At 67.9% G+C, this 24,592-nt stretch carries 19 protein-coding genes and 1 tRNA gene; 11 read left to right on the forward strand and 9 right to left on the reverse strand.

Annotated features, from left to right (window positions below):
- Nucleotides 1-60: 60 nt before the first annotated feature.
- A complete protein-coding gene (locus HNO81_RS06165; protein ID WP_175317256.1) occupies nucleotides 61-687 on the reverse strand; it encodes a TetR/AcrR family transcriptional regulator in 627 nt (208 codons plus the stop codon).
- A gap of 132 nt (nucleotides 688-819) precedes the next feature.
- Here HNO81_RS06165 and HNO81_RS06170 point away from each other — a divergent pair.
- From HNO81_RS06170 to sufU, 9 genes are all read left to right on the forward strand, one after another.
- Nucleotides 820-891: transfer RNA gene (locus HNO81_RS06170), tRNA-Gln, on the forward strand.
- Nucleotides 892-994: 103 nt separating this feature from the next.
- Nucleotides 995-2,473 carry a bifunctional UDP-N-acetylglucosamine diphosphorylase/glucosamine-1-phosphate N-acetyltransferase GlmU gene (gene glmU / locus HNO81_RS06175; RefSeq protein ID WP_175317257.1) on the forward strand — a complete coding sequence of 493 codons (1,479 nt, stop codon included), beginning with the start codon at nucleotides 995-997 and terminating at the stop codon, nucleotides 2,471-2,473.
- 2 nt (nucleotides 2,474-2,475) lie between these two features.
- The gene (locus HNO81_RS06180; protein WP_175317258.1) at nucleotides 2,476-3,456 is read left to right on the forward strand and encodes a ribose-phosphate diphosphokinase; all 981 of its coding nucleotides are present in this window, start codon (nucleotides 2,476-2,478) and stop codon (nucleotides 3,454-3,456) included.
- Between the two features lie 246 nt (nucleotides 3,457-3,702).
- Nucleotides 3,703-4,320 (forward strand): 50S ribosomal protein L25/general stress protein Ctc, encoded by a 618-nt coding sequence (locus HNO81_RS06185; RefSeq protein ID WP_175317259.1) that lies wholly within the window; start codon nucleotides 3,703-3,705, stop codon nucleotides 4,318-4,320.
- A gap of 122 nt (nucleotides 4,321-4,442) precedes the next feature.
- Complete coding sequence (pth, locus tag HNO81_RS06190) at nucleotides 4,443-5,048, forward strand: aminoacyl-tRNA hydrolase (protein WP_175317260.1); 606 nt, start codon at nucleotides 4,443-4,445, stop codon at nucleotides 5,046-5,048.
- A gap of 109 nt (nucleotides 5,049-5,157) precedes the next feature.
- Entirely contained in the window at nucleotides 5,158-7,893 is a 2,736-nt protein-coding gene (locus HNO81_RS06195) for a LuxR family transcriptional regulator (protein ID WP_175317261.1), read from the forward strand.
- A gap of 31 nt (nucleotides 7,894-7,924) precedes the next feature.
- On the forward strand, nucleotides 7,925-10,528 hold the full coding sequence (locus HNO81_RS06200) for a LuxR C-terminal-related transcriptional regulator (RefSeq protein ID WP_371818179.1): 2,604 nt from the start codon (nucleotides 7,925-7,927) through the stop codon (nucleotides 10,526-10,528).
- A gap of 586 nt (nucleotides 10,529-11,114) precedes the next feature.
- Nucleotides 11,115-12,440, forward strand: a complete 1,326-nt coding sequence (locus HNO81_RS06205; RefSeq protein ID WP_175317262.1) for a SufS family cysteine desulfurase — start codon at nucleotides 11,115-11,117, stop codon at nucleotides 12,438-12,440.
- 23 nt (nucleotides 12,441-12,463) lie between these two features.
- Nucleotides 12,464-12,913 (forward strand): Fe-S cluster assembly sulfur transfer protein SufU, encoded by a 450-nt coding sequence (sufU, locus tag HNO81_RS06210; protein ID WP_175317263.1) that lies wholly within the window; start codon nucleotides 12,464-12,466, stop codon nucleotides 12,911-12,913.
- Between the two features lie 137 nt (nucleotides 12,914-13,050).
- On the opposite strand, the gene HNO81_RS06215 is transcribed toward sufU, so the two are convergent.
- Genes HNO81_RS06215 through HNO81_RS06225 form a run of 3 tightly spaced genes read right to left on the reverse strand, consistent with a single transcriptional unit; the run spans nucleotide 13,051 to nucleotide 15,325 of the window.
- Entirely contained in the window at nucleotides 13,051-13,272 is a 222-nt protein-coding gene (locus tag HNO81_RS06215) for an SCO4848 family membrane protein (RefSeq protein WP_175317264.1), read from the reverse strand.
- Nucleotides 13,273-13,276: 4 nt separating this feature from the next.
- Complete coding sequence (locus HNO81_RS06220; RefSeq protein ID WP_175317265.1) at nucleotides 13,277-13,774, reverse strand: DUF2505 domain-containing protein; 498 nt, start codon at nucleotides 13,772-13,774, stop codon at nucleotides 13,277-13,279.
- A gap of 45 nt (nucleotides 13,775-13,819) precedes the next feature.
- Nucleotides 13,820-15,325: an SDR family oxidoreductase gene (locus HNO81_RS06225; RefSeq protein ID WP_175317266.1), complete on the reverse strand. Its 1,506-nt coding sequence runs from the start codon at nucleotides 15,323-15,325 to the stop codon at nucleotides 13,820-13,822.
- A gap of 231 nt (nucleotides 15,326-15,556) precedes the next feature.
- On the opposite strand from HNO81_RS06225, the gene mfd reads away from it, so the two are divergent.
- Together mfd and HNO81_RS06235 are read left to right on the forward strand one after the other, a co-directional pair.
- Nucleotides 15,557-19,243 (forward strand): transcription-repair coupling factor, encoded by a 3,687-nt coding sequence (mfd, locus tag HNO81_RS06230; protein WP_175317267.1) that lies wholly within the window; start codon nucleotides 15,557-15,559, stop codon nucleotides 19,241-19,243.
- Nucleotides 19,244-19,249: 6 nt separating this feature from the next.
- The gene (locus HNO81_RS06235; RefSeq protein ID WP_175317268.1) at nucleotides 19,250-20,062 is read left to right on the forward strand and encodes a metal-dependent hydrolase; all 813 of its coding nucleotides are present in this window, start codon (nucleotides 19,250-19,252) and stop codon (nucleotides 20,060-20,062) included.
- Between the two features lie 84 nt (nucleotides 20,063-20,146).
- Here the strand turns inward: HNO81_RS06235 and HNO81_RS06240 are convergent, their stop codons facing one another.
- The 5 genes from HNO81_RS06240 to cobA form a co-directional block, all read right to left on the reverse strand.
- Complete coding sequence (locus tag HNO81_RS06240) at nucleotides 20,147-20,410, reverse strand: hypothetical protein (protein WP_175317269.1); 264 nt, start codon at nucleotides 20,408-20,410, stop codon at nucleotides 20,147-20,149.
- 52 nt (nucleotides 20,411-20,462) lie between these two features.
- The gene (gene deoC / locus HNO81_RS06245; protein ID WP_175317270.1) at nucleotides 20,463-21,182 is read right to left on the reverse strand and encodes a deoxyribose-phosphate aldolase; all 720 of its coding nucleotides are present in this window, start codon (nucleotides 21,180-21,182) and stop codon (nucleotides 20,463-20,465) included.
- 121 nt (nucleotides 21,183-21,303) lie between these two features.
- Complete coding sequence (locus HNO81_RS06250) at nucleotides 21,304-22,170, reverse strand: FAD-dependent oxidoreductase (protein WP_175317271.1); 867 nt, start codon at nucleotides 22,168-22,170, stop codon at nucleotides 21,304-21,306.
- 224 nt (nucleotides 22,171-22,394) lie between these two features.
- Nucleotides 22,395-23,543, reverse strand: a complete 1,149-nt coding sequence (locus HNO81_RS06255; RefSeq protein WP_175317272.1) for a uroporphyrinogen-III synthase — start codon at nucleotides 23,541-23,543, stop codon at nucleotides 22,395-22,397.
- A 14-nt stretch (nucleotides 23,544-23,557) separates the two neighbouring features.
- Nucleotides 23,558-24,592 carry a uroporphyrinogen-III C-methyltransferase gene (cobA, locus tag HNO81_RS06260; protein WP_175317308.1) on the reverse strand — a complete coding sequence of 345 codons (1,035 nt, stop codon included), beginning with the start codon at nucleotides 24,590-24,592 and terminating at the stop codon, nucleotides 23,558-23,560.

Consider the following 24,592-nt stretch of genomic DNA (forward strand, 5'->3'; position numbering starts at 1 on the left):
GTCACCTTGGGTGGCAGGCCCGGACCGGACGCAGGTGCCCCGCTCACGAAGGGTGACACCCTAGGGTTCGGACTGCAGCCCGGGTTCCTTCTTGAGGCCGGTGAGGCCGTTCCAGGCGAGGTTGACCAGGTGCGCGGCGACGGTGTGCTTGTCGGGCTGGCGGCTGTCCTGCCACCACTGGCCGGTCATGGCCACCATGCCCACCAGCATCTGCGCGTACATGGCACCGTCCTCACCGCTGAGGCCGCGGCGGGAGAACTCGTCGGAAAGGATGTGTTCCACGCGGGCGGTGACGTGGGACAGGAGGGTGGAGAAGGCACCCTCGGGCTGGGACGGCGGTGCGTCGCGCATCAGGATGCGGAAGCCCTCCGTGCGTTCCTCGATGTAGGTGAGCAGGGCCAGCGCGGCACGTTCGACGAGGACCCGGGGCTTGGCTTCCTCGGTAAGGGCGGCGTTGACGGCGTCCAGGAGGATGTGGAATTCGCCGTCCACCACCTCGGTGTACAGGCCTTCCTTGGAACCGAAGTGTTCGTAGATGACCGGTTTGGACACTCCAGCGCAGGCGGCGATTTCCTCGATGGTGGTCCCGTCCAGCCCGCGGACGGCGAAAAGGCCCCGGCCGACGTCGATCAGCTGGCTTCGGCGCTGCAGGCCAGTCATCCGCGTCCGCGGAAGGTTGTTGCTCACCTTCCCATCATGCCCCACCGCCGGCGGTGGGATTCAGCGGGCGGACGGGAGCGTAGCGCCCCGTGTCGCGCGGGGCCCTGAACCCGTGGCAAAATAGGGACTTGTGCCCGGGCCTTGAGTCCTCCGGCACGGTCCGCTCTGGTGTAACGGCAGCACCCCGGCCTTTGGAGCCGTGGAGTATAGGTTCGAATCCTATGGGCGGAACTGCTGCGCGGGGCGCGATCATGAGGATGGCACCCGGTGTCCGGCGGCCTGGTCCACCGGACGCTGCAAAGCGCCAGCACAACCAAGCAAGGAGAGCCCGTACGTGATCCCCGAGAATGCCGGCCCGGCCGCTGTAATCGTTCTGGCAGCAGGCGCCGGTACCCGGATGAAGTCGCGTACCCCCAAGATCCTGCACGAAATCGGTGGCCTGTCCATGGTGGGCCACGCCCTCCGGGCAGCCCGCAGCATCGCTCCCCAGCGGCTCGCCATCGTGGTCCGCTACGAACGCGACCTGGTGGCAGGACACGTCTCGGCACTGGACCCCGACGCCGTCATTGTGGACCAGGACGACGTGCCCGGCACCGGCCGCGCCGTGGAGGCCGCCCTCCACGCCCTGCATGCGGATGAGCACCTGGCTGGAACCGTCGTGGTGACCTACGGTGATGTGCCGCTGCTGTCCGGCGAACTGCTGACCGAGCTGGTCGCCACCCACGAGCGCGACGGCAACGCTGTCACCGTGCTCACCGCGGTCCTGGACGACGCCGGCGGCTACGGCCGCATCCTCCGTGGCGAGGACGGCTCCGTCACGTGCATCCGCGAACACAAGGATGCCTCCGAGGCCGAGCGCCTGATCCGGGAGGTCAACTCCGGGATCTACGCCTTCGACGCCGCCGTGCTCCGGGACGCGCTGGCCAAGGTGACCACCGACAACGCCCAGGGCGAGAAGTACCTGACCGACGTGCTGGGACTGGCGCGCGAGGCGGGCGGCCGGGTTGCCGCCGTCGTGACCGCTGACCGCTGGCAGGTCGAAGGCGCCAACGACCGCGTCCAGCTCGCAGCACTCGGTGCCGAGCTGAACCGCCGCACGGTGGAAGCCTGGATGCGCGCCGGCGTGACGGTGGTGGACCCGGCCACCACCTGGATCGACGCGTCCGTCACCCTTGACGAGGACGTGTGCCTGCTGCCCAACACACAGCTGCACGGCGCCACCACGGTGGCCAGGGACGCCGTCGTGGGCCCCGACACCACCCTCACCGACGTCGAAGTCCACGAGGGCGCCACGGTGGTCCGCACCCACGGCTCCGGCTCGGTGATCGGCCCGCGCGCCGCCGTCGGCCCCTTCACGTACCTGCGCCCCGGCACCGTGCTGGGTGAAAAAGGCAAGATCGGCGCCTTCTACGAAACCAAGAACGTCACCATTGGCCGCGGCTCAAAGCTCTCCCATCTGGGCTACGCGGGGGACGCCGAAATCGGTGAAGACACCAACATCGGCTGTGGCAACATCACGGCAAACTACGACGGCGAGAAGAAGCACCGCACGGTGATCGGCTCTGGCGTCCGGACAGGTTCCAACACGGTCTTTGTCGCCCCGGTCACCGTGGGGGACGGCGCCTACAGCGGCGCCGGCGCGGTGATCCGCAAAGACGTACCGGCCGGTGCGCTTGCGCTGAGCATCGCAGCCCAGCGCAACACCGAAGGCTGGGTCCCGGAGCACCGCCCGGGAACCCGCTCCGCCGAACTGGCCCAGGCGGCCACCCATGACTCCTCAAGTACCCCGGCATCTACAGAAGAGGGCAAGTAACAATGAGCGAAATTACGGCGCACGGCGAGAAGAAGCTGGTGCTCGCCTCCGGGCGGGCACATCCGGAGCTGGCCCGGGAAATCGCCAAGGAGCTCGGCACCGAACTCCTGCCGCTGGATGCCTATGACTTCGCGAACGGCGAGATCTACGTCCGGGCCGGCGAGAGCGTCCGCGGCACGGATGCGTTCGTGATCCAGGCGCACCCCGCGCCGCTGAACAACCACCTCATGGAACAGCTGATCATGATCGATTCGCTCAAGCGGGCCTCCGCCAAGCGGATCACGGTGGTTTCGCCGTTCTACCCGTACGCGCGCCAGGACAAGAAGGGCCGCGGCCGCGAGCCGATCTCCGCCCGGCTGGTGGCCGACCTCTACAAGACCGCCGGCGCGGACCGCATCATGAGCGTGGACTTGCACACCTCCCAGATCCAGGGCTTCTTCGACGGCCCCGTGGACCACCTGATGGCCATCCCGCTGCTGGCCGACTACATCCGCACCCGTGTGGGCTCGGACAACATCACGGTTGTCTCTCCGGACACCGGCCGCGTCCGCGTGGCCGAACAGTGGGCCGAACGCCTGGGCGGCGCGCCGCTGGCGTTCGTCCACAAGAGCCGCGACCTCACCGTCCCCAACCAGGCAGTCTCCAAGACCGTGGTGGGCCAGATCGAGGGGCGCACCTGTGTCCTGATCGACGACATGATCGACACCGGCGGAACCATTTCCGGTGCCGTCACCGTCCTGAAGAACGCAGGCGCGAAGGATGTCATCATCGCAGCCACGCACGCGGTCTTCTCCGATCCCGCCGCCCGCCGCCTCTCGGAGTCCGGCGCACGCGAAGTAGTGGTCACCAACACCCTGCCGCTGAATTCGTCCCAGCAGTTCCCGCAGTTGACGGTGCTTTCCATCGCGCCCTTGATTGCCAGGGCCATCCGCGAAGTGTTCGACGACGGTTCAGTCACCAGCCTCTTCGACGGCAAGGCCTGATCCATACCGCACCAGTGCCGGGCCTCTTTTGAGGAAACCGGCCCGGCACTGGTAGGCTTTTCCCGATACCTTGGCGAGGGAGAGCAACCGGGACACCGGTTTGCAGGTCTCCGTTATCGACTGGGTCTGATGGTTCCTCATCGAGGGGCCACCTTCTTGAAGGGCCGCCTCCCGGCCGCCCGGCGTTGAAGGTCACACCAGACCTCCGCCCTTGCTGAACCCCGTTTAGTCTTCAAGGAGAATTCCATGTCTGAGCAGAAGCTCGCAGCAGAATTGCGCACCGAATTCGGCAAGGGCTACGCCCGCCGCGCCCGGATGGCCAACCTGATCCCCGCCGTGATCTACGGCCACGGCGCAGACCCCATCCACGTCACCCTGCCGGCAAAGGCCACCACCCTGGCCGTCCGCACCCCCAACGCCCTGCTGTCCCTGGACATCAACGGCGAGGGCCACCTGGCCCTTGTCAAGGACGTCCAGCGCGATCCCGTAAAGCAGATCATCGAGCACATCGACCTCCTGACCGTCCGCAAGGGCGAGAAGGTCACCGTTGACGTAGCCGTCCACGTCGAGGGCGAGTCCGCTCCCGGCACGGTTCACAACCTCGAACTGACCACCGTCTCCCTCGAAGCTGAGGCCACCCACCTGCCCACCGCCGTCGAGGTCTCCATCGAAGGCCGCGCCGCCGGCGAGCACATCCACGCTTCGGACCTGGTCCTGCCCAAGGGCACCGTCCTCCTGACCGACGCCGAGGCCCTCGTGGTGAACATCTCCGAGGAAGTCGAAATCGTCGAGGAAACCGAAACCGAAGAAGGCGCCGAAGGCGCAGAAGAGGAAGCTCCCGCAGCCGAAGAAGCTGCCGAGTAACCACTTCCCAGTTTGCAGCAGTGGCCGGACCCCGCAGGGGCCCGGCCACTGCCATGTCCACGGGCCGGCGTCCACGAGCGTCCGGACCTCCCTGTCCAAGCCGTCCCCCTAGGATTGATCCCATGACTGACACCTGGCTGATTGTTGGCCTCGGCAACCCCGGCGCGCAGTACCAAGGCAACAGGCACAACGTGGGCCAGATGGTGCTCGATGAACTAGCGGGCCGCATCGGTTCCGGGTTCAAGACCCACAAAGCCCGTGCCCAGGTCCTTGAAGGCCGGCTGGGCATCGGCGGACCCAGGGTGGTCCTGGCGAAGCCCATGAGCTACATGAACGTTTCGGGTGGTCCGGTCTCGGCATTGGCCAACTTCTTCGGCATCCCGGCGGACCACGTGGTTGCGGTGCACGACGAGATCGACATTCCCTTCAACACGGTCAAGCTTAAGCTCGGCGGCGGCGAAGGCGGCCATAACGGGTTGCGGGACATCTCCAAGGCGCTTGGCACTAAGGACTACCTGCGGGTGCGCGTGGGCGTGGGGCGTCCGCCGGGCAGGATGGACACCGCCGACTTTGTCCTGCGCGATTTCGGCACGGTGGAGCACAAGGAATTGCCCTTCCTGCTGGATGATGCCGCCGATGCCGTGGAGTGCCTGCTCCGCGACGGGCTCACCGCCGCACAGCAGAGATTCCACCCCGCCAAATCCGGATCAACCCAAACGGAATCGTAAAAGTTCCTTCCAGCTCTGTTTCCCTGTCTGCGGCACAGGGTACTCTTCTTCCTATGCGGGGGAGCAATGGGGCTACATCCCGCTACTGCTGGATGTAGGGGAAAAGTTCATGTCGATCGAGCCACTCAGCTGGGGACGTGGGTCAACGCCGCAAGGTGACGGGCTGCCCACGCCTGCTTCAGGGGCCTACGAGGGCCAGCAATGGTCCATGCCTGCACGAAGTGCCAACCTCGACGCCGTCCGCACCGCCTTGACCAGCGAAAACTCCTATGGCGTGGTGATCACCGGCGCCAGGGGAGTGGGCAAGTCCTCCCTGGCCCGCGCAGCAGTGGCTGATCTGGGACCCGATGTCTGGTCGCTGCAGCTCCGGAGCGGTCCGTCCGGCTCCGCCACGCCCTACGGTTGCCTGTCCTTCCTGCTTGCCCGGTTGCCGCAGGCGTACATGGGCTCGCCCACCGCCATCCTGCGCGGCATCACCTCCCTCATCCGCAGCGACGCCGCCGGAAGGCCCTGCGTCATCACACTGGATACGTCCGCCAGCATTGACGACATGAGCGCGGGCGTTCTCCTTAACGTCCTGCTGACGGGGACGGCGAAGATTATCGCCGTCGCCCCGAACTCCAGTGACCTGCCTGCGGACTTCCATTGGCTGCTGACGGACCGGAAACTGACCGAAGTACGGCTCAGCAACCTCAACGAGCTGCAAACCAGGCAGGTCCTGCTGTCCCTGCTGGGGCACCGGGTAGCCTCCTCACTGGTCAGCACCTACCACCAGATGGTGGGTGGAAACCCCCTGCTCCTCAAAGCGCTGGTCACCGAACAGCAGCTCTCGGGGAACCTGGTCCTGTCCGATTCCGTCTGGACTCTGCGGGACAAAGTGGTGCTCGACGGCGCCGCCAGCCTTGACGACATTGTCCGCTCGCGCTGGTCGCGGGAATCACCCGCGGCGCAGGAAGTCATCGAAATGCTCTCCTGCGCCCGGCGGGCGGAGCTTTCCAGCCTCACCACCATCTACGGTGCCGACGTGGTGGCGGACATGGAGGACGGCGGCCTGCTGGAAATCGACGACTCCGAGCACCGCTGGGTAGCGCTGCGGGAGAAGTACATCGGAGACGTCGTCAGGACATGGCTGAGTATCTCCCGGCGGCGTGAGCTCCGGAATGTCTTGCTGGGCGGCCGGGAACCGGACCCGGCGGCCATGACGGTGGAAGAACTCATGTCCTTTGCCGCCTGGACCCACGAGTGCGAGGCCGAGTTGGCGCCAACGCTGGCACTGGCCGCAGCCCAGGCCGCCGTGCAGCTCTTCGATCCACGTTTTGCCTTGACGTACGCGGACATGGTGAAGAGGACCGATCCCGGATGGGCGTCCGCGCAGCGGCAGAAGGCTGCGGCCTACCTCCAGCTGGATCTGCCGGACCAGGCCCTGTCCGCACTGGCGGACCTTTCCCAGCCTGAACTTGAGGCCCTGGACCTGGAGGAGTTCGCCCAGGTGGTGGCCGCGAAAGCACAGGTGATGCGCTGCATTCCGGAGCAGGCGGGCAAGGTGCCCGGCCTGCTTGCCGCCGCCCGGGAACGGCTGCACAGGACGGGCCAGGAGCAGTCCTGGCCAGCACCTGCAGCGGTGGCAGCGAACCGGATCTCGTTAAGCGAGTTCGAATACCAGGCCCACGCCGGGGATTACGCCCCAATGATCCCGGCGCTCCAACGTGCAGCCGATCCCGACCTCAACCCGGACACCTCGTTCAGGCTCCAGTCCGCGATGATCCTGATGAGTGCCCTCGCGCTGACCGGACGCGAAATGGAGGCGCTGGGCCTCATGCGCCAACTGGGCGGGCAACTCACCGATGCCTCGCACATCATCGGCCTCCGCGAGCGCTACCTCAGGGAGTCCTACTTCGTGCTGCTGGTGGCGGGCCAGTGGCGGCGCTGCATTGATCTGCTCAGCCCTTTCGACGCCGGGCAGCCGCACCGGCTGCCATACCGCAGCGCCGCCGCTGAACTCGCCGCCGGCGTGGCCTACGCCTTTTCCGGCCGTGGAGAGGCTGCCCTGGAGCCCTTGATTTCCGCAGCTGCGCAGCTTGAACTGCAGCCCGTCCAGGCAGCGCTGCGGACTGCCTACGCGGCCACCGCCCTGGCGTATGCCCAGACCGGCAACGCCGCCCTTGCCCGCAAGTACCTCACCAAGCTGCAGCGCACCTCCGGCACCGCGGGCTTCGCCCCGGAGAGCCTGATCGAATTCTGCTCGCTGGTTGCCGGCCGCTGGCTGGGGGACTCGGACGCGGTAGCCGGCCTGAAACAGGGGGCCCGCCGGAACGTGGAGGCAGGCAGGCACACTCTTGCCGGCATGTACCTGCTGGCGGCAACCGTCAACGGCAGCGACGCCGACTTCCGCCTCCTGGAGGATGTCGCCGGCCACAGGCAGGGGCCGTTGGCTGAGGTTTCGCGGCTGATCGCCCTGGGCAGCAGGACCAAGGACGCCAAGGTCCTGCTGGCCGGCGGTGAACTCGCGGCCACGCTCGAACTCGACGCCGTGGAAGCCCGCTGCATGGCGCTTGCGGTGGATTTCGCCCGCCAGGAGGGCGATGCCCTGTCCGCAAGGACGGCGCAGGCACGGCTGGACATCCTGGCCGCCACAGTGTCCAACCTGCCCATCGTGCCCAGCAGCGGGAGCCCGCTGCTGACCAGCCGGGAGCGGCAAATCGCGCGGATGGCCGGCCGTGGCGCCTCCAACCGCGACATCGCCATGGAAATGGGGGTGTCCGTCCGAACCGTGGAAGGGCACCTGTACCAGGTCTTCACCAAGCTGGGCGTAACTTCAAGGGGTGATCTGACTGGACTCGTCTAATGGCCACAAGCCGCCGGCTGCACACCGGCTCCTGACCGGCCGCCGGGAACCGGTGGACCGCATCTGCAACCTGGTCCGGAACGGCACCCACCGGGCCGTGTTCGTCATGGCGGGCCCGGGCATCGGAAAGTCGGCTGTGACCGACGCCGTGACGGAGCGCCTTGCCGGGAGCATGAGCGTCCTGCGCATCCATGCCAGTTCAGCGCTCGCAGGGGTGCCTTTTGGGGTGCTGACTCCGTACACGGGGGAACTGACCGCGGAAGAGTCGGTCTCACCGGTGGCTGTGCTCCGTTCCATGTGGTCGTATTTCGAGAAACTGAAGGGCGGCAACGGCGCAGCTGTCCTCCTGGTGGTTGATGATGCCCACCACCTGGATGACGCTTCCGCAGGCGTCCTGGCGGAGGTTATCTCGGCCGGCTGGGCCACGGTGGTGGCCGCCGCCCGTCCCCGTCCCGGCCTTCCGCAGCCGCTGGACCAGCTCTGGTATGACGGTCTTGCCGAGCGCGTGGACCTCCGTCCGCTCAACCGCGAGCAGATCGAAGAGGTCCTGGCCCACGCCCTGGACGGGACCGTCCCGGATGCAACGGTGGACGCCATCTGGACGGCGTCGGGAGGAAACCCCCGGATCCTCGACGCCCTGCTCCATGACGCTGCCGAGACCGGCGTCCTGGCCAAGCGCAACGGAATCTGGATGCTGCTGGGTTCCTTGCCCGCGGACGGGGCACGGCTCGCGGCTGTGGTGGCCAAGGACCACCTCAGGCGTGCACCCGAGGAACAGGAAGCGCTGAAGCTGATAGCCCTGGCCGGGCCCGTGGGCCGGAAAGTCATTGAAGATATCAGCGGCGCTGCTGTGGTCCGTTCCCTGCTGGACCAGCAGATGGTGGTGGAAACGGCGGGCATACCGGCCGAGCTTTCCCTCTGGAACGGGCTCTTTGCCGGCGCCATCAGGAACACCGTCTCCGTGTCCCGCAGCCTCCAGCTGCTGGAGAAGGTCAAAGCCCACCAGGACGTTGCCCAGCTGCACGGTGAAGGCCGGCTGCGGTCCGTTGAGTGGGCCCTGGAGTGCGGTGTCCGGGTCAGTGATGACGAACTGATGGCGGCGGCCAAGGAAGCCTTGCTGCGGTTCCGCAACCACAGCGCGCGTTCCATCGCTGCCCGCATCCACCACCCTCCGCTGGTCGCGCTGGCCCAGGCCATCCAGGCGCGGGCGCTGTACAACGAAGGCGCCTACCAGGAGGCCGCAGCCCTCCTGGACACGTGTTGGCTTCCCCTGGCAGGGGATCCCGAGGGACCCGCGGTCCTTCTGCTCCGGGTCTCGGCGCATCAGGCCATCGGCCACCCCTTGGGCGTGGTGGCGGACGATGTCGAGATGCACGCCGCGGCCGGGGGACAGGGCTGGCAGGAAGAACTCCTGCACCTTCTGCAGCTGGGGGCCGAGGTTAACGTCCAGGCACTGAACGACGCCGTGGACGCCATGCGGGAGCGCAGCACGGATGCCGGGGGAGATCCGCTCCGCGCCCTGGCGGAGGGGCTGCTGGCGCACGCACTGGCGTCTGCCGGGCGTCCCGTCCAGGGGCTGGAGGCAGCCCTGCAGGCAGCCTCGGAACTTCCCCCGCTGGAAGGCAGCCTTTTTTTCTTCCCCGAGTTCGTGCTGGGGAGGCTGGTGTCCGACTACCTGGCCATGGGTGAGTGGGAATCGGCCGAGCGGGAAATCAACCACTACGCTGCCGGGAACGCGGCCGCGGCTGCCACCTTCCATGGAAGCCTCGAGCTGCTTCGGGGCTACTCACTGCTGCGGCAGGGGAGGATGGAGCGCGCCTACCAGGTCCTGCTGCCCGCCGTCGAAGCGCTCAGGCTCAACGACCCGCTGCAGCTGTACCGTTTTGGCACCGCCCTGGGCTTCTATGCCGCCGCCCGGCTGGGGGACACGGACCAGTCCAGGCGGCTGGAACAGGACCACAAAGACGCCGATACCGGCTGGCCGGCCCATGATCTCCTGGCCGAAGCCTATGTGTCCGCAGCTGCGGAATACCTGGCCCGGGACGGCAAGGGCCTGGCCGCCCTGCAGACGCTGATGACCACCACGGAGGCTTCTGCCCGGACGGGAAACCTCCTTGAAGTCTTTGCCATGTGCTGGGACCTCGGGGACCCCTCGGTGGTCCCCATGGTGCAGGCGGCCGCCCGCGGTGTCGAAGGGCGCTGGGCGGAAGCGCTGCTGACCCTGGCCACCGCGTGGGAGGCCGCCGACGGCGACAACCTCATGGCAACGGCTGCCTCGCTGGAGGAGGCAGGCTTTGTCAACCTGGCCCGTGAAGCCTATGCACGTGCCAGCACGGTGCTGGAGCAGTCCGGGGAACGCCGCCGGTCCCGGCAGGCGGTTGCCCAGCGCGAGAAGTGCGACCACGAACTGGGCGAACGGTTCCGGGAAGGGCGCTTTATTGCCGCGGCGCCTGCGGTCCGCCTGACCCGTCGGGAACAGGACATCGTGGAGCTGGCCGTGCAGGGGCTGACGGACCGGGAAATCGCACAACGGTTGATGGTCTCCGTGCGCACCGTGGAAGGCCACCTGTACCGGACCTACGTCAAGCTAGGGGTCCGCAGCCGCGATGAGCTGGAGTCGGCCCTCCCCAGATAGGACGCAGCCGCCCCAACCCCGCACTGCTTCCCCGTCTACGGGCTGCCCTTTCTCCGGGGTCCGGGCCCATGCCCTCGCGTGTCCGGATTCCGTGGGATGCCCCCGCCGGGCACTTCGCCCTGCCCGTACCCGCTGCCATGAGTGCCGAGTGCCCTGTGCCGCCTGCCGCGTTCCACGCCCGGCGGTTTTCTGCTGCCGGCAGCTTCATGCGGCCTGGCGGCGGACGGGTAGAGGCCCGCGCCCCGGTAGTAGCACCTCTGGGAATCGAGTACTTCCTACTCGTGTACGGGAGGGCGCTGCGCGATTTACTTAAGGAGGCAAAGCGACGCGGCCGGTTCGAAGCCGCTTGGAATGCCGAAGAGGCCATTGAGGCCCTATCGATTTCCGGTCCCCGACGGGGCCGGGCTTGGACGGGGCCGGCGACGTCAGAGTCTTCTGAGACCGAGACTCTCCCCCCAGCCGTCGCCGGCCCTCTGCTCCCTCGGCTGAAGCCCGGGGCAGCGGTGGCGGCTGCCCCTTCGGGCGGCCGCCACAGCCGTGTGTGGGACAATTGGGAGTCAGACATTGGCAGCCCAAGGAGTTCGTTTTGGCCGTAGTATCAACGCCAGCCACACTGGAGCGCGCCCTCCCAGCCATGGACAATGCCGAGGTGCTGCGCATCCGCAACGACTTCCCGGTGCTGAACCAGCTGGTCAACGGGCAGCCTCTGGTCTACCTGGACTCCGGGGCCACATCGCAGAACCCCCTAAGCGTTATTGAAGCCGAGCAGGAATTCTACGAGCAGCGCAACGCCGCCGTGCACCGCGGCGCCCACCATCTCGCGGTGGAGGCCACCGAGGTATTTGAGGACGCCAGGCAGACCATGGCCGACTTCATCGGTGCGGACTACGCGGAAACCGTCTGGACGTCGAACGCCACGGAGGGCTTGAACCTCCTGGCCTATGCGCTGTCCAACGCCGGGCTGTGGGCTGCCCAGGGGCGTGGGGACCAAGCGCTGAAGGGGCTGGCCCTCAAGCCGGGGGATGAGATCGTGGTGACGGAAATGGAGCACCACGCCAACCTGATCCCGTGGCAGGAACTGGCGTTCCGCACCGGGGCCACACTGCGTTATATCCCGGTCGCGGACGATGGCAGCCTCCGCATGGACCAGGCTGCAGACATCATCGGCCGGCACACCAAGGTCCTTGCCTTCACCCACGCTTCGAATGTCCTGGGAATCATCAACCCGGTGCGGGAATTGGTGGCCCTGGGGCACGCCGCGGGCGCACTGGTGGTCCTGGATGCCTGCCAGTCGGCGCCGCACCTTCCCCTCGACGTCAAGGAACTGGACGTTGACTTCGCGGTCTTCTCCGGCCACAAAATGCTCGCGCCCACCGGGATCGGGGTGCTTTATGGCAGGCAGGAGCTCCTGGACGTCCTGCCGCCGTTCCTCACCGGCGGATCGATGATTACCACCGTCACCATGGAGCGGGCAGAGTACCTTCCGGCTCCCCAGCGTTTTGAGGCCGGGACGCAGCGCATCTCCCAGGCGGTGGCTTTGGCTGCTGCCGCCAACTACCTGACCGAGACGGGGCTGGACCGCATCCACCGCTGGGAGGCAGACCTGGGCCAGCGCATGGTGGCGGGGCTGGAAGGCATTCCCGGTATCAGGGTGCTCGGCCCGGCCGCCGGCAAGGAACGGATCGGCCTCGCCGCGTTCGACGTCGAAGGTGTCCACGCCCACGATGTTGGCCAGTTCCTGGACTCGCGCGGCATCGCGGTCCGGGTGGGGCACCACTGCGCCCAGCCGCTGCACCGCCGCCTGGGCCTGACCGCCACCACCCGCGCCAGCGCCTACCTCTACAACACCACCGATGACGTGGACCGCTTCCTCGAAGCTGTCGCGGGCGTCAAGGCCTACTTCCAGGCCTAGCGGAGAAGACGAAAGATAACATCATGAGCCTTGACCAGCTGTACCAGCAGATCATCCTGGACCATTCCAAGGCCCGCCACGGCAGCGGGCTTGCCGCCACCGAATCTCCCCAGGGGACGTCCACGGGGCAGTCGCACCAGCTCAACCCCGTCTGCGGCGACGAAGTGACACTCCGGGTTGCCGTCCAGGAGGGCAAGGTGGCCCAGATCGCGTGGGACGGGGCCGGCTGCTCCATCTCCATGGCCTCCGCCTCAGTGCTGTCAGAGCTTGCTCAGGGCATGACGGTGGCCGAACTGCATGAAGCGATCGACAGCTTCCGGGAAGTGCTGCGCTCCCGGGGCAAGGTCCATGCCGATCCTGAGCTCCTGGGCGACGCTGCCGCCTTTGAGGGAGTGTCCCGGTACGCAGCCCGGGTCAAGTGCGCCATGATCTCCTGGGTCGCGGCCGAAGACGCGCTCAACCAGGCAGCCTAAACCGGGCAGCATACAGCCCGGGACAGCAAACAGTCCGGGCCAGCAAACAAGCCGTACAGCAAAACAGCCCGGGCCTTTCTCCAGCAGGAGATAGGCCCGGGCTGTTCAGCGCGGAAAACGCCTGGCGTTGGGTCGGTTCAGCCAAGCAGGCCGAGGACGCCGATCACGGCGGTGGCCAGTCCCAGCACCATGGAGATGCTGACGAGCACCACGTGCACGGTCAGGAACTTGGTGGCCTTGCCGGCGGAGTCACGGGCCCGCGGGTCCTTCATCACCCGGCGCAGGAACTGCGGCCACACCACCAGCGACCAGACACCTGCAACGATCAGGACCAGCGCGGCGAACACGGGAAGCTGCATGCGGCTAGTGGCTTTCCAGCCAGGCCTGTGCCTGGGCAGCCTGGAGGTTCAGCGCCTTGGCCACCATGGGCTCGGCGGCGTCGGCGATCTTTCCGCCGAGGAACGGTACGGAGGACTTGACGGCACCTTCGAGCTCGACGCGGGTTCCGCCGGCCTCGGCCACCAGCCGCTGGACGGCGGTGACGTCCACGGGGGCGCCCGCAATCTTCAGGGAGATGTTGCTCTGGCGGGAGCCGTCCGCCGCGGGGGCTTCCCAGTTCTCCACCTGGGTTACCTTGAGGTTCTCGCCAACGAACTTCCGGGCGATCTCCGGCAGCCGGGTGGTGGGGAGGGTGCGTACGGAGGTGGTGTTGAAAGCCCCTGCGATGTCGCCGTCAACCGTGAAGGACTCCAGGTTGCCGCCTACCAGCTGGCTGACGTGGCGCTGGAAATCCTCGTTCACCAGCACAGCGGCAACGCTGTCAACGGAGTGCGGAAGGGTGGTGGTTGCGCTCAGCGCCATGGGTCCTCCTGGGACGTGGGGAAAGGATTTTACGCCTTCAACATCCTACGGGGTCCGCTGGGGGCGCTCGGCATCGGCCAGTTTCTGCGCAGCCGTGGTGATGTTCCGCGCCATGGCAGGGAAGATCACGCTGTGGAATGGAAGGACAGCCAGCCAGTAAAGCCGTCCGCTCAGTCCCTTCGGGAAGAAAATGGCGCGCTGCCGGTACCGGCTGCCGCCGCCGTCGGGCTCCACGGACAGCTCCAGCCACGCCCGTCCCGGTGCCCGCATCTCCGCCCGCAGCCGCAGCAGGCTGCCGTGTTCAATTTTCTCCACCCGCCACCAGTCCACCACTTCCCCCGCAACCAGCGAGTGCGGGTGGCGGCGGCCACGGAGCAGGCCGGCGCCGCCGGTGAGCTTGTCCAGCCAGCCACGGACCTGCCAGGCCAGCGGCAGCGAGTACCAGCCGTTGCGTCCGCCGATGCCCTCGATGATGGTCCAGACGTGGGCGGGGTCCACGTCGCCGTGGAACGTCCGTTCATCGATGTACACCTTGTGCCCGGCCCACTCGGGGTCGCTGGGCAGCGGATCCGAATCGGCGCCGGCACTCGCCCACGTGGTTTCCACCTGGCCGTCACGCTCCTTGCCCAAGGCGAGGGCCACCGCATCGCGGTACGGGGTGAGGCCGCCCTCCGGCTGGGGAATGAATTGGTCGATGTCGTGCTCGTTGGACACCGCGTCATGCTGGAGGGACTGGACCAGCGGGACCGCCATGGACCAGGGGATGGGCGTGGTCAGTGCCACCCACATGCCGGCCAGCTTGGGTGCGGGGATGGGCAACGCCAGCACCACCCGGTAGGGCAGGCCAGCCACGGCGGAGTACTCCTGCATCATCCTGGCGTACGTCAGCACCTGCCGGCAGCCGATGTCGAAGGTCCTGTTGATGGTGCCCTCCAGGGAGGCGGCTGACACCAGGTAGTACAGGACATCGCGCACGGCGATGGCTTCGATCCTGTTCCGTACCCAGCTGGGCGCGGGCATCAGCGGCAGCGTCTCGGAGAGGTGGCGGATCATTTCAAAGGATGCGGAGCCGGACCCGATCACCACTCCGGCCTGGAACACCACGGCGTCCACCGGGCTGTCCAGGAACACCTTGCCCACGGCTTCGCGGGAGCGCATGTGGGTAGAGAGATCCACGCCCTGCGGGTGCAGGCCGCCCAGGTAGACGATGCGGTGGACTCCCGCGGCGGCGGCAGCATCCGCGGCGGTCCGGGCCATGGCCTTTTCCTTCGCTTCGAATCCTGCCCCTGCCGCCATGGAATGCACCAGGTAGTAGAAGACGTCGACGCCGGCCAGGGCTGCGCGGAGTGCGTCGCCGTCGTCGAGGCTGCTTTGCACCACCTCCACCTGGTCACGCCACGGGACCCCGGCGATCTTTTCGGGCGAGCGGACCAGGACTTTTACGGTGTGGCCGGCTTCGAGGAGCCGTGGCACCAGCCGCCCACCGATGTAGCCGGTGGCGCCGGTCACCAGGACGGTCTTCGGTGTGGGCTGGGCGCTCATTGCGGTCATGCTGGCTCCTGTTCGTCCTTTGTGATTCGGAGCGGCGGCCCGTAGGGACGGCTGCTCCGGCAAAGAAAGCTCCGCGGAAAAAGCTCGGCCCTGCCAGCCTAGATGTATTCCGCCGGAGGTTGGTGCCGCGCCGCCATGTCTGTGCCGCGCGGTAGGCTGGGTATACCCGGGATTCGCAGCGAATTTCGGGTTTTCGCGTTGCCTTCGATGATCACCACAGGAGCTTCTGCCATGAGCCTTCCCGGCCAGTCCGCCGCCGGCACGTCCAGCACAGGCACGTCCGCCCCGCTTCCGTCCCTGGACGGGCTGCGGCGTGCCCTTGAGCCGGACCAGACCTTCGCGCGGGTCCGGGCCGAGGCTGCCCGGGGCTTCGCCGTCCGCGGGCAGGACTACCAGATCAGCGCCCCTGCAGGCCTGCGCCCCGTGCTGCTGGCCGAAATGGCGGACGGGCTGGCCGCCGCGGTGGCAGAGCAGGCGGGTGGGCCGGGCGTCGTGCTGGCCGTCACCGCCACCGGCCGGGAGGCTGAGGACCTGTCCGCGGCACTGCGCGCGTATCTGCCCGCGGATTCGGTGGCCGAGTTTCCCAGCTGGGAGACCCTGCCGCACGAGCGGCTTTCGCCGCGTTCGGACACCGTGGGCCGCCGGCTCTCCGTGCTGCGCCGCCTGGCACATCCGGAAACGTCGACGACGGGACGGCTGCGCGTCGTCGTCGCGCCTGTCCGCGCCGTGGTCCAGCCCATCGTGGCCGGCCTGGGGGACCTGGTCCCGGTCACGTTGAAGGTGGGCCAGGACGTTCCGTTCAGCAGCGTGGTGAAGAGCCTCGCGGATGCTGCCTACGCCCGGGTGGACATGGTCACGCACCGCGGCGAGTTCGCAGTCCGCGGCGGCATCATCGACGTCTTCCCGCCCACGGAGGACCACCCCATCCGGGTGGAGTTCTTCGGCGACGAAGTGGACCAGATGCGCTGGTTCGCCGTGGCCGACCAGCGCTCGCTGTCCGCCCCGGGCATCCACCACCCCACCGAACTGCATGCCCCGCCGTGCCGTGAAATCCTCATCACCCCCGCCGTGATGTCCCGTGCCGCCACCCTCAAGTCCCAGCTTCCGGCGGCCGCGGACATGCTGGAGAAGATCGCCGGCGGCATTGCGGTGGAAGGCATGGAATCGCTGGCGCCCGTCCTGGTGGACGCGATGGTCCCGTTCGTGGACCAGCTCCCGGCCGACTCCATCGCCGTGGTGATCGAACCGGAAAAGGTGCGCACCCGCGCCCATGACCTGGCCGCCACCAACGAGGAATTCCTTGAGGCTGCGTGGTCCACCGCGTCCGACGGCGGTGCGGCACCTTTGGACCTCAGCTCGCAGGCGTCCGAGGCACTGCATTCGGCGAGCTTCCGCTCGCTGGCTGAGACCCGCGGCTCGGCGCTGTCCCACGGCGTGTCCTGGTGGTCCATCACCTCCCTGGCACAGGATGCGGAACTGCTGCCCGAAATCGACGTCCTGAACCTGCACGCCCGCGAACCACGTGGCTACCAGGGTGACGTTGCCGAAATGATGGACTTCATCGGCTCGCACGTCCGCGACCAGTGGCGGATTGTGGTGGCCACCGAAGGCCCGGGGCCGGCCCAGCGCCTGGCGGAACTCTTCCACGAGAATGACATTCCCTGCGCCCGCGTGGACAGCCTGGACCACGAGCCCCAGGCGGGCATCATCGAGGTGACCACCGCCGCCGTCGGCCGGGGATTTGTCCTGGACGGCCTCAAGCTTGGCCTGCTCACCGAAGCGGACCTGCTGGGCCGCACCTCTGCCGGGTCAACCAAGGACATGCGGCGGATGCCCTCCAAGCGGCGCAACGCCGTGGACCCCCTGCAGCTGGTGGCGGGGGACCACGTGGTGCACGAACAGCACGGCATCGGCCGGTTCGTGGAACTCATCCAGCGCAAGGTGGCCGGTGGTGGCGACGGCGTCCGGGAGTACCTGGTGCTCGAATACGCTCCCGCCAAGCGCGGCGCCCCCGGCGACCGGTTGTTCGTCCCCACAGACCAGCTGGACCAGGTGACCCGCTACGTTGGCGGCGACACCCCGGTCCTGAGCAAGATGGGCGGCGCGGACTGGGCCAGCACCAAGTCCAAGGCGCGCAAGGCCGTCAAGGAGATCGCCGGTGAACTGATCCGGCTGTACTCGGCCCGCATGGCCTCCCGCGGCCACGCCTTCGGCCCGGACACCCCCTGGCAGCGCGAGCTGGAGGAAGCCTTCCCCTACGTGGAGACGCCGGACCAGCTGACCACCATCAACGAGGTCAAGGCCGACATGGAGCGCGAAATCCCCATGGACCGCCTGGTGTCCGGCGACGTTGGCTACGGCAAGACCGAAATCGCCGTGCGCGCTGCGTTCAAGGCCGTGCAGGACGGCAAGCAGGTGGCGGTGCTGGTGCCCACCACACTGCTGGCCCAGCAGCACTACGAAACCTTCACCGAACGGTTCTCCGGCTTCCCGCTGCGGGTCAAGCCGCTGTCCCGGTTCCAGTCCGCCAAGGAGTCCAAGGAAACCGCCGAAGGGGTCAAGAGCGGCGCCGTGGACGTGGTGATCGGCACCCACCGGCTGCTCTCCAAGGACTTCGAGTTCAAGGACCTCGGCCTGGTGATCGTGGACGAGGAACAGCGGTTCGGCGTCGAACACAAGGAAGCGCTGAAGAAGATGCGCACCAACGTGGACGTCCTGGCCATGAGCGCCACCCCGATTCCCCGGACCCTGGAGATGTCGCTCACCGGCATCCGGGAAACCTCCACCCTGGCCACCCCGCCGGAAGAACGGCACCCGGTGCTGACCTACGTTGGCCCGTACACGGACAAGCAGACGTCTGCCGCCATCCGCCGCGAGCTGATGCGCGAAGGCCAGGTGTTCCTGGTCCACAACCGGGTGTCCACCATCGAGCGGACCGCGGCAAAGATCCGCGAACTGGTCCCGGAGGCCCGGGTGGAGGTGGCCCACGGCAAGATGTCCGAGAGCCGCCTGGAACAGATCATCGTGGATTTCTGGGAACGGCGCTTCGACGTCCTGGTGTGCACCACCATCATCGAGACCGGCCTGGACATCTCCAACGCCAACACCCTGATCGTGGACGGGGCGGACAAGTACGGCCTGTCCCAGCTGCATCAGCTCCGCGGCCGTGTTGGGCGTGGCCGCGAACGTGCCTACGCCTACTTCCTGTACCCCTCCGAGAAACCCCTGGGCGAGGTGGCGCTGGAACGGCTCAAGGCCGTGGCGGCGCACAACGAGCTCGGCGCCGGCATGCAGCTGGCCATGAAGGACCTGGAAATCCGCGGTGCCGGCAACCTGCTGGGCGGGGAACAGTCCGGCCACATCCAGGGCGTGGGCTTCGACCTCTACATCCGCCTGGTGGGCGAGGCCGTGGCGGACTTCCGCGGCGAAGCCGAAGAGAAAGCCGCGGAAATGAAGATCGAACTGCCGGTCAACGCACACCTTCCGCACGACTACGTCCCCGGCGAACGGCTGCGCCTGGAAGCGTACCGCAAGCTCGCCGCAGCCCTCACCAACGAGGCCATCGAGGAGGTCCAGGCCGAGCTGGTGGACCGCTACGGCGAGCTGCCGCTGCCTGCCCGGAACCTGGTGGAAGTGGCGCGGTTCCGGGTCGCCGCCCGCGAGGCAGGCCTCTCCGACGTGGCGCTGCAGGGCAACTTCATCAAGTTCTCCCCGGCCTCGCTCCCGGAGTCGAAGACCATGCGGCTGAACCGGATGTATCCGGGCTCGCAGTCCAAACCGGCCATGGACGCCATCCTCATCCCCAAGCCCAAGACGGCACGGATCGGCGGCCGGGACCTCCAGGACGCCGAGATCCTGGAATGGGCCAACGGCGTCATCCGGAACATCTTCTCCGACGCCCCGCTGGCGGTGAGTTAGCACTTGATGGGAGGACACCACGCCGCGTCGGGAGCCGCGGCGTGGGTAGCTGTTGCGTCCACCGGCCCGTACACCCTGGGCTGGTACCCGCTGGATCCCACGGGCATCCTGATCGGCGGCATGGCCACGGCCGGCACCGCGCTGGTCTGCGACTGGGACCACCGCTCAAGCACGGTGGCCCATTCGCTGCCTCCGTTGTCCAACGTGATAGCGCGCGGCATCGAAAACGCCAGCGGCGGCCACCGGCAGGGAACGCAATCCATCCTTGGGGCGGCGTTCTTCGTCTTCCTGGCCGGCCTGGCCTCCCAGGTCCACGTTGACACTGACTGGGGGCGCCTGTCCGTCGGCGCCGGGCTGCTGTGCATGTTCCTGATCAACATCGCCGCGAAGGCGCTCAAGCTCTTTCCCAAGAGCGGCTTCATCTCGAACTGGATCTTCGCGCTGGTGACCGCGGGCCTGGTGACCTGGTATGCACCGGACCAGTGGACCTGGCTGCCCACGTCGATGCTGATCGGAGTGGTGGTGCACATCGTCGGAGACCTCATCACCACCGGGGGAGTGCCCCTGCTGTGGCCCCTGGTGGTCCGGCCACCGAAACTGCTGCGCCGGCTGCCCCTGCTGCGGAACGTCTGGCGCGCCAACGGCGCACTGTCGCTGCCCCTGCTGGGCCGCGCCGGTTCCAAACGGGAGTGGCTGGTACTGATCCCGGTCAGTGCCTACGCCATGGTGGGCATGACCATGGCCGGCTGGGCCATCGCCCAGCACCACTGGGGGCGCGTGGCGGCAGCCGCAGGCGCCTGGATCAGGCTCTGGTTCTAGCCGGCGGCACCAGCGGCACCACACACAGGAAGGGACCCCGGACATTCGTCCGGGGTCCCTTCCTGTGTTGCTGCGTGTGTAGCTTTAGTGCTCGCCGGCCGAGTCCGAGCGGCCAAAGATGGTCTGCGGGAGCCAGAACGCCAGGGCGAACAGGCCCAGGCAGGCGGCCATGGGCCAAGGGTTGCCAAGGCTCAGGAAGGACAGGGAGTAGATGGATCCCAGGAACAGGGCGAAGCAGATCACGAACAGGACCACGCTGGTGGCGAGGTTGTTTTCGTTCTGCGGGGTCCGGACGGATTCCTGGCTGGACGCCGTGTCCCTGCTGGACGCGTTGATCTGGCTGGACATGTGTTCCTCCTTGGCCCCGCGGGGCGTGATCTGTGGCGGCTTCCGGACCGGGTCAGTAAGCGGATGAACCCTGTTCACCCTTGACAATGGCAATTCCGGAGCTGGCACCAATTCGTGTTGCACCTGCTGCAATCATAGCCTGCGCGTCGGCAAGGGACCGTACGCCGCCGGAGGCCTTGACCCCCACGTCCGGGCCCACGGTCCGGCGCATCAGGGCCACATCCTCCACCGTGGCGCCCCCGCCGTTGAATCCCGTGGAGGTCTTCACGAAGTCCGCTCCAGCCTCGACGGCGGCCTGGCAGGCCAGCACCTTCTGCTCATCCGTCAGGAGGGCGGTTTCGATGATGACTTTCAGGATGGCGCCGCCGGCGTGGACGGTCTCGGCCACCGCAGCGATGTCCTCCGCCAGGGCGCCCTTGTCGCCGGCCCGTGCGGCGGCAATGTTGATTACCATGTCCACCTCTTCCGCGCCGTCCAGAACGGCGCCGCGGGCCTCGAACGACTTTACATCCGTGGGGGTGGCCCCCAGGGGGAAGCCCACCACGGAGCAGGTGAGGACGCCTGAGCCTTTGAGTGCCGTGGTGACGGTCTTGACCCAGATGGGGTTGACGCAGACTGACTTGAACCGGTACTCGGCGGCCTCGGCGCAGACCTTCAGCACGTCAGCTTCCGAGGCCTCGGGCTTGAGCAGCGTGTGGTCAATGTAGGAGGCGATGTTCGCCGGGCCGGCCGGATGGGCGGTACCTGCGTGGACGGTGGCTTCGTTGCTCATGATGGTCCTCTCGGAGGGCCTTGTGGGCCCGTCGTTGACTCGGTTTCGGGAACCATCTTGTCACAGCGGACCGTACTGCAGCAGGCGGCGCCGCGGGAGGGCCGCAGGCGGGCCTGGCCGCTCAGGCCGCCTGCAGGAGCGGTGCTTCCGCCGCGGCAGTCAGCAGCTGCGAGGCGCAGGCGCCCGCCGCCGAAGCCGCGGCCACCAGCAGCCCCAGCCGCACGCCGTCGAACGCTGCCGCGTCCCCGATCGCCCAAATGCCAGGAACCGACGTGCGGTAGTCCCGGCTGATCACGATCCCGCCCCCTGGTGCCCTGTCCAGCCCCGCACTGGCGGCGAGGCCATCGCGGGAGACCCGCTCCTCGGCCAGGACCACCAGGTCTCCGGTCATGCTGCTGCCGTCCTCGAAGACCACCGCGGATGCGGCCCGGGGCGTTGAAACACCCGCAACAACCGCGGGGACGATGGCGGACGGGCGGGCCGTGGTGCGGATGGGCCGCACGCCCTTGGCCCGCAGGACGGCCTCGGCCTGTCCCGCCGCCGCGCCGGTCCCCACCAGGATGCCCACCGGACGCCGCCCCAGCTCCCGTGCCACTTTCTGCACGCCCTTGGCGATGCGCGGTGCGTCGTCGATCGTGGCGTAGCTCAGGCACTGTGCCGCACCGTCCACCGGGTTCGCCACCGGCGCGGAGCCGGTGGCGATGACCAGCTGGTCGTAGGCGAACTCCATGCCATCGGCCGTCGCCACCGTGCGGTTGGCAGCGTCGATGTGGCTGGCCGGCTGGCCGAAGCGTACGGAGACCTGGGGCAGGAGGGCCAGCTCCAGGAGCCCGGCAGGGGCGTCATCCCGGTTGCTCAGCACGGTGATGGTGCCGGTGAACCGCGCCCGGTCCAGCTGCGCCACCAGGGCCTGCGCAGCGGGGCCGGCGCCTGCAATGACAATGCGGGTGGCGGCGGGGGTGGACGGGGAGGGTGCCGGAGCGGACATGTGCTGGCCCTTTCGCTGGTGGCCGGTAACCGGCCGGAACTTCATGATGGAACACAGCGTAGGCCCGCGTTTTTTCCGGGGTGTTTCCCGGCAGTTGCTGTTGAAAGGGCTGTTGTTCGCCAGTATTTACCGGCCGGTAACAGAACCCGTGACGCACCTCTCAATCGTCCGTCCCCGGAAATATACGTCCTGGTGGCAGGCCCCCGTCGCCCTGTCCGCAGCCCTTAGACGCGGATCCGGTACCCGCGCTTCACCACGGTTTCAACCAGCTTGCCGTCCGGCAGCGAGGAGCGCAGGCGGCTCACCGTCATGTCCAGCGCATGCACGGAGCCGCGCAGTTCCAGCAGGTCGGACAGCGATTCACGGGACAGGACCGCGCCGCCGGCTCCCAGCAGGGCGCGCAGGAGCAGCAAGGGGGCGGGCGCCAGCTCCACCTGCCGGCCGTCGATGCGCAGGCTGCGGCCCCGCAGCTCGATGTTCCCGGACCGGGTCTCCAGCCGCCGGACATGGTTCAGTGCCAGATGCTCGCACACCAGCCGGATGAGCGCACCCATCCTGAACCGTTCCGGGATGAGCGGTGTGATCCCGGCGTCCAGGAGGGGCTGCGCCGTGACGGGACCCACCACGGCAGTAGTGACGTTCAGCTTCAGGCTCTCCACCAGCTGCTTGTAGAGGCCCATCTCGTGGGCCGTGCTCCACATCGCATCCACCGCGGGCGCGCTGGTGAAGGTGAGGACGTCCAGGTTCCCGGTGCAGGCGGCGTCGATCAGCCGCGGAAGCCGGTCCTCGCCGTCGGGTTTCACCCAGCGGTACGGCGTAACGGTCAGGACGGTGGCGCCGGACATCCGGAGCCGCTCAATCTGGCGGACATCGGTGTACCCGTGCAGCTGCATGGCCACGGTCTTGCCCCGGACGCCCTCCGTGAGCAGCATGTCCACCAGGGTGGAGGTGGTTTCGTCGCTGCTGATCCCGACGTCGGCCAGGCCGGCGGCGCGGACCGCACCGCGGGCCTTCGGTCCCCGGACGAACATGCGGCAGCTGCCCAGCGTTTCGAGCAGTTCGTCGCCGATCCCGAAGGAATCCGCTGCCTCGCACCACCGGCGCATTCCGTAGGCGGTGGTGGCGATGCAGAGGTCCGGCCTGGCGGCGATGATGGCCTTGGTGTCCTCAATGAGGCGCATGTCCTCCTGGACGGGGGCGATTTTCAGCGCGGGGGCGTGCAGCACCTCCGCACCGCGGCGTTCCAGGGCCTCGATCAGGTCGCGGGACCGCCGGTCCGACGTGACGCCGATGCGGAACCCCTCCAGCGGGGATTCCGCGGTGTCAGTGGATTCTTCAGCCTGCGTGGGTTCGGCCGGTGCAAGTGCAGTCATGGGGGTCAATCCTTTCACGATCCCAGCAGCGAGGCCGCCAGCCGGTCCAGGTCGGCGGTTGTTCCGGCGTGCTGCCGGTTCGCTTCAGCCACCCGAACCACCTCGCCGATGACCAGCACGGCCGGGTTGCTGCAACCGGCGGCGGCCGAAGCAATGGTGCCCAGGTCGGCGATGGTGGTCCGCTGTCCCGGCCGGTAGCCGCGTTCCACCACGGCCATGGGCATGTCCGGGCGCATCCCGGCGCGGCGGAGCCCGGCGGCGAGCTGGTGCAGGGTGCCGATGCCCATGAGCACCACAATGGTGCCCCCCAGCCCGGCCAGGTGGTGGTGCTCCTTCTCGGTGAGCGGCGCATGCCCGGAGACCACCGTGAACATGTGGCTGACCTCCCGGTGGGTGACCGGGATGCCTGCGGCTGCGGGTACCGAGATGGCGCTGGTCACGCCGGAGACCACCTGGACCTGGACGCCGGCGGCCACGCAGGCGGCCACCTCCTCGCCGCCGCGGCCAAACACGTAGGGGTCCCCGCCCTTGAGGCGGACCACGTTGTTTCCGGCCAGGGCGCTTTCCACCATCAGCTTCTCGATGTCCGCCTGGCTGACTTTGTGGTGTCCCGGCTTCTTCCCCACGTCCACGAGTTCCGCGGACGTCAGCAGCGGGAGTTCCTGGTACGGGGCAAGGCGGTCATAGAACACCACATCGGCGTCCCGCAGGGCCTTGACCGCCGCCACGGTGAGCAGGTCGCTGGTGCCTGGCCCGCCGCCCACCAGGGTGACGTGCCCGGCAGGGCCGGCAGCAGGTTCGGCGGCGACAGGGATGCCTGCGTTCCGGCACTGGTCCAGGAGGCCGGCCCAGCCGGGCTGTCCATCCTCGACGGCGGCAACCAGGAACGTCCCCGCCGGCACCTGGGCGGGCCGGCCGGCGTCGTACGGGCTGGTGAGGCGGTGCACGACGGCGCCCGCGGCCTGGTACCGGCGCACTGCCTGCCGCGCAGCAGCGGGCGTGCCGGTTACCAGGACGTCCCGGCCGGTGAGATCGATACTGAGCTGCAT

The organism is Pseudarthrobacter sp. C4D7 (genome assembly GCF_013359725.1).
GTDB lineage: Bacteria > Actinomycetota > Actinomycetes > Actinomycetales > Micrococcaceae > Arthrobacter.